This window comes from Terriglobales bacterium, from assembly GCA_035937135.1.
Taxonomy (GTDB): Bacteria; Acidobacteriota; Terriglobia; order Terriglobales; family Acidobacteriaceae; genus DASYVL01.
This window is the reverse complement of the sequence record DASYVL010000060.1, coordinates 1-10,335: the sequence shown is the minus strand read 5'-3', so window position 1 is coordinate 10,335 and position 10,335 is coordinate 1. Positions and strand designations below refer to the sequence as shown.

At 65.4% G+C, this 10,335-nt stretch carries 11 protein-coding genes and 1 other RNA gene; 6 read left to right on the top strand and 6 right to left on the bottom strand.

Translation table 11 applies throughout. The annotated features are described in order from the left end of the window. On the top strand, positions 1–459 hold a 459-nt coding region (locus VGQ94_03875), incomplete at its 5' end, for a hypothetical protein (protein HEV2021645.1). A gap of 9 nt (positions 460–468) precedes the next feature. On the opposite strand, the gene menC is transcribed toward VGQ94_03875, so the two are convergent. Genes menC through mazG form a run of 3 tightly spaced genes read right to left on the bottom strand, consistent with a single transcriptional unit; the run spans position 469 to position 3,286 of the window. Next, positions 469–1,590, bottom strand: a complete 1,122-nt coding sequence (menC, locus tag VGQ94_03870; protein HEV2021644.1) for an o-succinylbenzoate synthase — start codon at positions 1,588–1,590, stop codon at positions 469–471. Next, the gene (locus tag VGQ94_03865; protein HEV2021643.1) at positions 1,587–2,375 is read right to left on the bottom strand and encodes a GNAT family N-acetyltransferase; all 789 of its coding nucleotides are present in this window, start codon (positions 2,373–2,375) and stop codon (positions 1,587–1,589) included. The genes menC and VGQ94_03865 overlap by 4 nt, the downstream gene beginning before the upstream one ends. Continuing rightward, entirely contained in the window at positions 2,372–3,286 is a 915-nt protein-coding gene (gene mazG / locus VGQ94_03860) for a nucleoside triphosphate pyrophosphohydrolase (protein ID HEV2021642.1), read from the bottom strand. The genes VGQ94_03865 and mazG overlap by 4 nt, the downstream gene beginning before the upstream one ends. Positions 3,287–3,424: 138 nt before the next feature. Here mazG and VGQ94_03855 point away from each other — a divergent pair, with 138 nt between their 5' ends. Further along, on the top strand, positions 3,425–5,149 hold the full coding sequence (locus tag VGQ94_03855; GenBank protein HEV2021641.1) for a 1,4-alpha-glucan branching protein domain-containing protein: 1,725 nt from the start codon (positions 3,425–3,427) through the stop codon (positions 5,147–5,149). 52 nt (positions 5,150–5,201) lie between these two features. Here the strand turns inward: VGQ94_03855 and VGQ94_03850 are convergent, their stop codons facing one another. Both VGQ94_03850 and bshC read right to left on the bottom strand, forming a co-directional pair. Beyond that, the gene (locus VGQ94_03850; GenBank protein HEV2021640.1) at positions 5,202–5,510 is read right to left on the bottom strand and encodes a hypothetical protein; all 309 of its coding nucleotides are present in this window, start codon (positions 5,508–5,510) and stop codon (positions 5,202–5,204) included. Between the two features lie 39 nt (positions 5,511–5,549). Further along, positions 5,550–7,154, bottom strand: coding sequence for a bacillithiol biosynthesis cysteine-adding enzyme BshC (bshC, locus tag VGQ94_03845; protein HEV2021639.1), 1,605 nt, complete (start codon positions 7,152–7,154; stop codon positions 5,550–5,552). 175 nt (positions 7,155–7,329) lie between these two features. Between bshC and VGQ94_03840 the strand changes: the two genes are divergently transcribed. From VGQ94_03840 to VGQ94_03825, 4 genes are all read left to right on the top strand, one after another. Further along, positions 7,330–8,082 carry a VWA domain-containing protein gene (locus VGQ94_03840; protein ID HEV2021638.1) on the top strand — a complete coding sequence of 251 codons (753 nt, stop codon included), beginning with the start codon at positions 7,330–7,332 and terminating at the stop codon, positions 8,080–8,082. Then, positions 8,027–8,968, top strand: a complete 942-nt coding sequence (locus VGQ94_03835; protein HEV2021637.1) for a VWA domain-containing protein — start codon at positions 8,027–8,029, stop codon at positions 8,966–8,968. Before VGQ94_03840 ends, VGQ94_03835 begins: the two co-directional genes overlap by 56 nt. 154 nt (positions 8,969–9,122) lie before the next feature. Beyond that, positions 9,123–9,492, top strand: a transfer-messenger RNA (tmRNA) gene (gene ssrA, locus VGQ94_03830). 63 nt (positions 9,493–9,555) lie between these two features. After that, positions 9,556–9,765: a hypothetical protein gene (locus tag VGQ94_03825; GenBank protein ID HEV2021636.1), complete on the top strand. Its 210-nt coding sequence runs from the start codon at positions 9,556–9,558 to the stop codon at positions 9,763–9,765. 25 nt (positions 9,766–9,790) lie between these two features. On the opposite strand, the gene VGQ94_03820 is transcribed toward VGQ94_03825, so the two are convergent. After that, positions 9,791–10,144 (bottom strand): STAS domain-containing protein, encoded by a 354-nt coding sequence (locus VGQ94_03820; protein HEV2021635.1) that lies wholly within the window; start codon positions 10,142–10,144, stop codon positions 9,791–9,793. Between the last annotated feature and the right edge of the window lie 191 nt (positions 10,145–10,335).

Genomic DNA, 10,335 nt, shown 5'->3' with positions numbered 1-10,335 from the left:
CCCGACGCGTTTCTCTACGAGTTTGATGGCTCGGAGGTCGGCCCCCACGGCGATCTAGCACGACTGAAGTTCCGCCCTGCTCCTAAGTTCGAGCCGCCCTCGCGGGAGACCATCATCTATAGGGGCATGGAGGGCACGGTGGTGGTGGAGCCGCGCGACCTGCGCCTGGTCCGCATCGAGGCCGCGCTGGTCGAGGACGTCACGCTGGGCTGGGGACTGCTCGCCCGCCTCAATAAAGGTGGCCGCATCACCATGGAACAGTCGCTGCTTCCCGATGGCGAATGGCAAACCACCAGCATGACTTTGGACTTCATCGGCAAGGCCTTCTTGTTCAAGACCATCCGCATCAAGCAGAAGCAGTCCATCAGCGAATTCCGTCCGGTGCCCGCGAATCCCAGCTTGGCCGAGGGAATCGCGCTGCTGAAGAAGCAGGACACCGCGGTCGCGGAGAAAAAGTAGTCCGAGAGGTCAGCTCTTTCCCGTCGGGTGCAGGGTTTCTTTGCGCACGGTGAGCCGCTCCACCAGGTCCTCGCGGACGCGGTAGCCGGGGCCGGCTTCGCTGGGCACGTCAACCATGCCGTCGGGACGGACTTCGACCTCGGGCTCGATGATGTCTTGCTTCCAGTAGCGCCGGGAGGCGGAGACGTCGCCGGGCAGGCTGAAATTCTCGAGCGTGGAGAGGGCGACGTTGTGGGCGCGGCCGATGCCCGACTCCAGCATCCCGCCACACCAGACGGGAACGCCGCGCGCGCGGCAGACGTCGTGCACCCGAATGGCCTCGCTGAAGCCGCCCACGCGCCCCACCTTGATGTTGACGATGCGGCAGGCGTCCAGCTCCAGCGCTGCTTCGGCGTCGCGGGCGTTGCGGATGGCCTCGTCCAGGCAGAGGGGAGTCTCCAGCTGCTTCTGCAACCGGGCATGGAAGTAGAAGTCGTCCGACCAGAGCGGCTGCTCGATCATCAGCAGGCGGAAGGCGTCGAACTTTTTCAGGTGCGCGGCATCGTCCAGGGTATAGGCGGAGTTGGCGTCGCAGCTCAGCGTGATCTCCGGCCACTTGGCCCGGATGCGCTCGAAGACTTCAACGTCCCATCCCGGCTTGCACTTGACCTTGATGCGCCGGTATCCGGCGGCCAGCTCGGTCGAGATCTTTTCCAGAAGCTGCTCGATCGTGTCCTGAATGCCGATGGAAACGCCGCAGGGAATCTCGCGGCGTATGCCGCCCAGCAGCTTCCAAAGCGGCAGGCTCTTGGCGCGCGCTTCGGCTTCCCAGAGAGCGTCCTCCAGCGCCGCCTTGGCCATGCGATGGCCGCGCACGCGAGAGAAGAGGGCCGGGCAGTCCTTCCCTGCTGCGATTTCTTTTCCCACCAGCATGGGCGCCAGGTGCGCGGTGATGGCGTACCAGGCGGTCTCGACCGACTCTTCGCTATAGAAAGGCTCCTCGCCGGCGACGCACTCGCCCCAGCCGGTCAGCCCTTCGCCCAGGAGCGTGACCAGCAGAATGCGCCGCTCGGTGGTGCGCCCGAAGCTGGTCTCGAAGAAGTGGACCAGTGGCATGCGGATCTCGCGCAAAACTATGGCGTCGATCTTCATTGGTCGGAGCCGTCCCCGGCGTAGGAGAACACCTCGTCCCAGCGCCCCAGCAGGAACTTGCCGTTGCCCGCCGGGTCGCGCTCGTAGCCCAGCACCGCCAGGCCTTCGGCGAAGGCCTTCAGGAATTCCTCACGGTTCTTGGTTTGCACCTCGCCGGCGCGACCGCGGTCGGCCTCGGAGGCCTTCCAGCGGTAGATCTCGGCGGGGATGGAAAGAGTCCGCTCGACTTTGAAATCCGGGCGCGCGCCCGACCCGAGCAGCTTCTCCACTCGCCGGGAGCGCAGCCACCATTCGGCGACCAGCCGGTCGGTGGGCAGACCGCCCTGCAAGGGCGAGGAGGAGATGCCGTACTGGTTGATGTTGTAGCGGCGGGCGATGGCGCCCAGCCGCTCCAGGTTGAGGTGGGCGTTCTTGATCTCCAGGGGATCGAAGGTCCACTCGATGAGCTCGAAGCCGCGGGCCAGCGCGTCCTCGCGTTGCACCAGCTTGATGCGGCGCCCCAACCCGGCGTTGCGATGGCTGTCGCGCACCGCCAGCATGTGCGAGTGCAGATAGGGATGACCGGAGCGGCTGCCGGGGATGGAGAGCGCGAACCCGACCATCTCCTGGTCCTCAAAGGCGCCCAGGACCTGTCCGCCGATCTTCTCCGCCACCACGAACAGCCGCAGCGGGACCAGATCGAGGTCGGAGAATCCCCACACGTCTCTCTGCAGCTCGACGCAGGCGTTGAGCTCGTCGAAAGTGTGGCACATGCGGATGGAGATGCGATCGGGCGAAGCCGTCACGGCTGGGCCGCCTTCCGGTCCGCCATCTGCTTGGACTGCTGCCAAAGGGATTCCATCTCCTCCAGCGTGGCCTGCTGCAGGTTGCGGCCCTGGCGGCCGAGCTCCGTTTCCACCCACTGAAAGCGCCGCTTGAACTTCCTGTTGGTCTTTCTCAGCGCGGATTCAGGGTCGAGCGAAAGGTAGCGGGCGATGTTGACCAGCACGAAGAAGAGGTCGCCAACCTCGTCCTCCAGGCGCGCGCGCAGCTCTTCCGGAACTTTGAGCGCGCCGGAGCCGGCGACGCCGCGGCCGATGGGCCGCGGTCCGGGCGCGGGATACTCGGCGAGATTGCTCTTCAGCTCCGCGGTCTCTTCGGCCAGCTTCTCGAACAGGCCCTGGATCTCGGGCCAGTCGAATCCGACGTGGGCGGCGCGCGAGCTGAGCTTGAAGGCTTCGAGCAGCGCCGGGACGCCGGAGGAGACGCCGGCCAGCGCCGAGTCGGGCGCGTCCGCGTCCTTCGGCTTCTTGCCGCCGCCGGCGGCCAGGCGCTGCTTCTTCTCCTGCGCCTTCAGCGCCTCCCAGTTCCGCAGAACGTCGGCGGGAGTCTCCGCCTTGACGTCGCCGAAGACGTGCGGATGCCGGGCGACCAGCTTGCCCGAAAGCCCCTCCAGGACGTCCTCGATGGTGAAGCGCTGCTCCTCGCTGGCCATCTGGGCGTAGAACAGGACCTGGAGCAGCAGGTCGCCGAGCTCGTCTGCGAGCTCGGGCCAGTCGCGGTTGTCGATGGCCTCCAGGACCTCGTAGGTCTCCTCCAGCGTGTAGGGCTTGATGGAATCAAAGGTCTGCTCGCGGTCCCAGGGACATCCGCCGGGCGCGCGCAGCCGCGCCATGATGGAAACCGCACGCTCGAACTTTTCCCCGGCCGCAGACACCGCTGCCTAATCTAACCGAGCGCTCGCACAAATCCAACCGAGAGGGCCTGCGACGCAAGGTGCTGTAGTAGACTTTTTGTTGCGACCCTTGGGGGCAGATGCGTCGCCGTTACCTCCGTTTCCGAGCCCCCGATCCCCATGAGCAAGAAGTCCAAGAGTCCGTCCGCCGGTTATGTAGCCTTCGTGCTGCATTCCCACCTGCCCTACGTGGTGAACCACGGGACCTGGCCACATGGCTTGGACTGGCTGCATGAGGCGGCGGCGGAAACCTACCTGCCGCTGCTGCGCGTGCTGGGGCGGCTGGAGGAGCGCGGCGTCGGCCTGAAGGCCAGCATCAATCTTTCTCCCATTCTGCTGGAGCAGCTGGCGCATCCCACCTTTAAGGAAGGCTTCGTCGGCTACCTGGAGCAGAAGATCGAGGCAGCGCGGCGCGATGCGGCGGAGTTTGTGCGCAAGGGCGACCGCCACTTCGTGTACCTGGCGAACTTCTGGGAGCGCTTCTTCACCCAGGCGCAGCGCGATTTTGAGGCCCTGGGGCGTGACATCGTGGGCGGCTTCCGCCGTTTCTACGAATCGGGCGCCATCGAGATCATCACCTGCGCCGCCACCCACGGTTATTTCCCGCTGCTGGGGACCGACGCCTCCATCCGCGCCCAGGTGCGCCTGGGCGTAGCCACCCACGAACGCTTTTTCGGACGCAAGCCGCGCGGCATCTGGCTGCCCGAGTGCGGCTACCGGCCGGCCGGAGAGTGGAACTTCCCGGTCCCGGTGGACGGCGCCGGCGGCGCGCATGGCCCGTTCAAGCGCAGCGGCGTGGAGCAGATCCTGGCAGAGAGCGGCATCGAGTATTTCTTTGTGGACACCCACATGGTGGAAACCACGGCCCGCTTCACCCCCTACGAGCTGCTGGCGGGCGGTGTGCCCATTGCGGTCGAGATGGAGCCGGGCGAGGCCCGCGCCTCCTTCTATCTTCCTTACTTCGCGGGAACGCCCAGCCGGAAGCGGTCGCGCGTGGCCTTCTTCACCCGCGACCCGCGCACCGGCATCCAGGTGTGGAGCGGAGAGCATGGCTATCCCGGCGACTCCGTGTATCTGGACTTCCACAAGAAGCACTGGCCAGGCGGACACCGCTACTGGCAGGTGACTGAGCCCAAGTCGGACCTGGGCTCGAAGACCGCCTACTACCCGGAGACGGCCGAGGGACGCACCCTGGATCACGCGCGCCACTTCACCGCGCTGGCGCGGTCGGTGCTGCGTGACTACGCACCCGAGGGCGCCGTGTCGCCCATCCTGGCTGCGCCTTTCGACGCGGAGCTGTTTGGACACTGGTGGTTCGAGGGCCCGCACTGGCTGGAGCACGTCGCACAGGAGTGCGGGAAGCCGGACTCAGGGCTGAAACTCGTCACCTGCGGCGAGTATCTCGACCGCCACCGGCCCGCGGGCTTCGTGGAGCTGCCCGAGGGCTCCTGGGGGCGCAATGGCTCGCACGAGGTCTGGCTGAATCCAGACAACGCCTGGACGTGGGAGCAGATCTATCCCGCCGAGCGCGCGGTGGAACAGATGGCGGAAGGAGGCCGCTGGCGCGGCAACCCACTCGCCACGCGTCTGGCGACGCAGATCTGCCGCGAGCTGCTGCTGCTGGAGTCTTCCGACTGGCAGTTTCTGATCACCACCAAGCACGCGCGGGACTACGCCGAAAAACGCTTCGACACGCACCTGCAGCAATTTCGCAGCTTGCTGGACGCCTGGCACCGCTACGAGGCCACGCGGGAGATATCGGCCGAAGCGGCGAAGACGCTGGCTGAGATCGAGCAGCGCGACTCCGTCTTCCCGGAACTGACGCCCGACATCTACGCACCCTAGCGGACGCGCCCTCTCCATCATCCTTGTTGCAATTGCATTACGGGATCAGTCATCAATCCAAGTCGATGTCCCGGATGGGGCGTCCCGTGTCGGGCGATTCCTTGGCGCGCTTGACCGCTTCCTGGAACTTCTTCTCCAGCAGTTGCGACTTGTTCTTCTCCGCCTCCACCGATTGCCGGAAGAGGGAGTCGCGGCGTCCATCCTGCTCGTGCATGGCGCGCGCGGCCTCCTCGATGTCGGCGAAGGTCCTGGGGCGGACCGGGGCAGTGTGCCCGATCACCGCGCGGCTGGCGGTGTCCACTTTGAGCACGGCGCTGCAGCAGGGACAGGCCACTTCGAATTGGGCCGGGCCTTTGGCCATCTGGGCAAATCATACTCCAAAGGGATGGAGCGGGGAGACTCAGAGATAGAGGATCTGGTGGTCGGGGCAGTCGGTCTGAACGACGTCGTAGAGCTGCAGCAGCAGTTGCGGGCCGTAGCGGGCGACGAAGGAGATACCCGCGACCTCGCGCTCCTGCTGGTTCTTGTTGGGAAACAGACAGGCCATCAACTGCTCCGCGTGGTGGCCGAGCTCCGCCTGGCGCTGGAGCTCGGCGCGGGCCACCCGCTTGCGCAGCCGGTCCAGTTGGTAGCGCATCTTGGCTTCCGAGCGCGCGGAGGCTTCCGCCAGCGTGGGGTCAAACTTCTCGAGCGACTGGCGCAGCGAGGTCAGCGAAGACTCCACCGCCGCCTGGGCCGAATCGAAAGCGCCGTGCACTTCCTTGGACATCGCGTGCTCGGCCAGAAGCTCCCGCAGGCGTTCCACTCCGTGGAATGAGTCCGCGACTGAGACGCCGTAGCGGTCCAGGAGGCGCTTCACGCGGGGCTCGACCAGGGTGGCACTGAAGCGCGGCAGGATGGGCGTCACCCGCTTCAGCAGCTTTTCGTACACCACCGCGGCCTGGGCGAAGTAGGCCACCTCCGACGGCCCGCCGACATAGGCCAGCGTGGGTAAGAGATAGTCCTGCACCACCGGCCGCAGCAAGACGTTGGCGCTGAAGCTCCCGGGATCGCCGGAGAGCTGCTGCTGGAGGTCTGCGGCCGGGATCTTTTGCGTGCCGATAACAAAGTCCTCGCCGGCGCGGTGGATGGCCTCGCGGGAGCCGTTCTCCGTCCGGAACAGGAGTGTGGACGAAGGCGTTACCCGCGCCTGCGCATGATACCCGGCGGATTCCAGTTCCCAGTTCCGGCGCAGCAGAGCCTTTTCCAACGCGGCGGCGCCGGTCAGGGCCTCTCGATACAGCGGCGCCGCCAGGGCGTGCAGCTCCGGGTCAGAGGCGTCCAGGAACACCACACCCGAGTGACGGAAGAGCTGGGAGAAGAGCTTGGCGAATGCGTTGCCCAGCGTCTCTCCCGGCCGATAGCTCTGGCGCAACCACTCCGCGGTCTCGCCTTCGCCGAGCACTTCGGCCGCCATGGCCACCTGGGCATGGATGTCCTCCCCAAGAACGATGGAGCTGACGGGAGCGTTCTCCTTCCCGTGGGAGTCGGTGGCGAACCGGTGCAGCCTGCCGTCCGACCCGAGGAGAGTCGCGTGGTTGACCTCCTCCAGATCGTGGTCCTCGGTGGCCAGCCAGAAGACGGGGATACATTCCGTGCCGGCGCGGGAAAACTCGGCCGCAAGTTTGATGGCGGTGAGGGCTTTGTACAGAGAGAAAAGGGGCCCGCCGAGGAGCGCTACCTGTTGCCCGGTGACGATGGCGAAGGCGCCGTCGCGGAAGCGCGCGATGTTTTCCAGTGTCTCCGCCGAAGCGGACCAGGCGCGGTTCTGCCGATCCAGGATGGCGGCAACGGCGCGACGGCGGGCGGGGTCGTAGTTCAGCGACCGCGATTCTCCCTCCACCCAAGCGCGCTCCAAGGGCGGCCGGGAGTAGAATTCCCGTACCTTCGAAAAGCGCTGCAGGTAGTCCGCAAACAGGCGGGTGGTGTGCGGGATGGCGGAAAGCGGAAGACACTCGGAGATCAAGCGCGGCTTCCTCCCGGCGGGATTCTACAACCGAAGGCCATGAGGTTAGATGTATGAGGCTGAGTCACGATGCAAGAAAGCTCACAGCACTCCTGGTAGTCATGACGCTCGCGGCAGGAGGGCCTGGGGGCAGCGCCGTGGGGGTGGGGGCAACGCGGGAGCTGTGGAATCGAACATGACCGGAATCGAGAATGCCGCGCCCCCGCCTCCTCCGATCTATGAACGCAGATACGAGGGCTCGGTGAAGTTCACCTCGCGCGCCGAGCTGGTGCTGGTCCCGGTGGTGGTCAAGGACAAGAGCGGGAACTTCGTCACCGGCCTTACCGTGGACGATTTCACCGTGACGGAGAACGGCCAGCCGCAGAAGGTCTCCACCTTCGAGGAAGTCAAACCCTCCGCTAGCCCGGTGGAGCGTCCCCGGCTGGCGCCGATGGAATACACCAATGTGGTCACGGGCGGCAGCTCGCCCCGCCGGATGACCATCATAGCCCTGGACCTGGTGAACACTCCCTTCCTGGACCAAGCGCGGGCCCGCGAGCAATTGCTCAAATATCTCGCCGAGCAGGTGGACGCCAACAACCTGACCGCTCTGGTCACCATCCACATCAAGGGCATCACTGTCATCCAAGATTTCACGGGCGACCCCAAGGCGCTGGTGGCAGGGCTGCAGACGGTAAAGGGAAAACTTCATCTGACCGAAGCGACCAGCCTCTCTTCCCCCCGCACCGACGAAATCATCGCGCAGGCGGCTGGGGATGTCGGAGTGGCTCATGGAATTCGCCTCGCCCGGAGACTTCGGCTCCTACCGGCAAGGGGCCGCCGTCGCAACGACTCTGGAGGCCTTCCAGCACATCGCGCAGGCCTTCGCTGGAGTGCCGGGCCGGAAGTCCTTGCTGTGGGCCACGGGAAGCTTCCCCTTCACCATTGACGACTCCAGCAGCATTCTGGGCGGCGGCAGCGTCTACGCCCTCTATGAGCGCACCATGCAGTCGCTCACCAGCGCCAACATCGCCGTCTATCCTGTGGACGTGCGCGGACTGATGACCGTCGGCCTTCCCGATTCCTCCACTCCCTCCACCAGTCGTGGCGCCGCGTTCCCGGGACCTGCCATCAGCGCGGCTTCCCGGGCGCAAGCCGATACCATCACCACCCTGGAGACCTTCGCCGCCATGACTGGCGGCAAGGCCTTCTACAACCGCAACGACCTTTCCAATTCCTTCAAGGAAGCCTCGGAGGATTCCTCGGCGTATTACATGCTTGGCTACTACCTGGACAAGAAGAACACCAAGTCGGGATGGCGGAAACTGAAGGTCAAGGTCGCGCACGAAGATGCGCATGTGCGCGCGCGCACCGGCTTCTTTGTCGACCAGAGCACGGTGGATCCCTCGCTCACCCGCGAGTTGGACCTGTTCGTGGCCATCAGCAGCCCGCTCGACTACACCGCGCTTCCCATCACCGTGCGCTGGACCCAGGTGGAAGGCAAGGGCGGCAAGAAAAGGGTCGGATTTGAGGTCGTGCTGCCGGCGAACGCCGCCACCATCGAGGGCGCCGACAACCGGCTGAGTCTGGAGTTCCTGGCCGTGGCCAAGACGGGGAAAGGGGAGAGCGCAGCGAATTTTGGCCAGACCTTCCAGAAGAGGCTGACCTCCGAACAGGCAGAGCAGATCCGAGGCAGCGGCATCACCTACCACAATGTGATCGAGGTCTCCCCGGGAGATTACGGTGTGCGCTTCGTGGTGCGCGACAACATCAGCGGAAGGATGGGGAGCGTTCTGGCGCCTCTCCGCCTCGACGAGCTGGGCCAGCTGCGATGAACCCGCAGCGCACCGGGCTGCGTCGGAGGGCACTTCGGCTCACGAGCCTGCCAAACTTCCCACCAGCCGGGCTCCCCGTTTGACTTCCCTGCGCCGGCTGCCTACAGTGGAAACAGGTCTTTGCAGACTGCAAGAGGCGCGAATGCGCCTCCGTGGGGGCGTCACGGCTTCGACGGAAATGCTTGCGGCCGAGAGGCATGCCGGGGTGCACACACCCGTGATCGCGTGCAAAACAAACAATTGCCAATCAAAACCTGGCATACGCTGCTTAATTAAATAAGTAGCCGTCCTCCGTGGCTTCGTCCGCGGGCTGCGGAAGGACGTCGCATAGCGGGCTGGCTTCTGGCGCTACGTCTGGGCGCCGGAGGCGAGACTTCCAGGCTAGCTTTCCGCGTTTCTTGTCCGTTCTGAGCGCGGCCGGCGAAGGTTTCCCGCGAAGGCGGGAAGCGGGAACGCGACTACGCATGTAGTCTCTGGGCCAGTAAGATTTTCGGACGCGGGTTCAACTCCCGCCGCCTCCACCACTTCTTCCTTCACTCTCCGACCGCTCCATCAAGACCGCAGGAAACGCGGGTATACTCTCGCGCATGGAGTGCGCCGAGCTGGAAAGGCTGCGGGAGCAGGTGCGCGAGATCCGCAAGGAGATGAGCGCCCGGCGGGAGCGCGCCCGCTCCATGTCCGAGCAGCGCCCACTCGCAGCGCGCAAGGACGGGTACCAGGCGCTGCTAGAGCGCAAGCTCGGGCGCGCGGTCGCTGACATCGAGCAGCACGTCGCCCGGCACCAATGTCAGGACTGACTCTGCGCAGAAAGCGCGGGCAGGTCTAAGAAGCAGCGGGAGCGAAGGAGGCAACCGCCTGCTCTTCGCTGTCGTAGAACTCGAAGACGGTGACCAGCTTGGTGAGCACCAACTGGTCGCGGACGCGCTGGGTGAGGTTGGCCAGCTTGACGTTTCCGCCGGCAGCCTTCGCCGAGGTATAGAGGCCCACCAGCGTCCCCAGGCCGCCGCTATCGATGTAGCTGACCCCGCCCAGATTGAGGACGAGCTGAAGGTTCTCCGCCAGCAGGTTCTTGACCGTCTCGCGCAGGGAGGCGGTCTCATCTCCGAAGACGATGCGGCCGCTGCAATACACGACCATCACGCCGTTCGCGGTCTTGTTGGAAATCTTCAGAGCCATGAAAGCCTCCTGCGCCGAGGCAGGACAGCCTACCGCCCCCGCCGCCGCTTTGCAAGCCCGGCGCCTCAACCCACCCCCTAGGCGCCCGCCGCCGGCGCGCCGAACTTCTGGCGGATCTCGCGGATCTGCCGGGAGTGGTTGTCCACGTGGTCGCAGTAGTGCTCGACGAACTTGTCCAGCACCACTTCCCC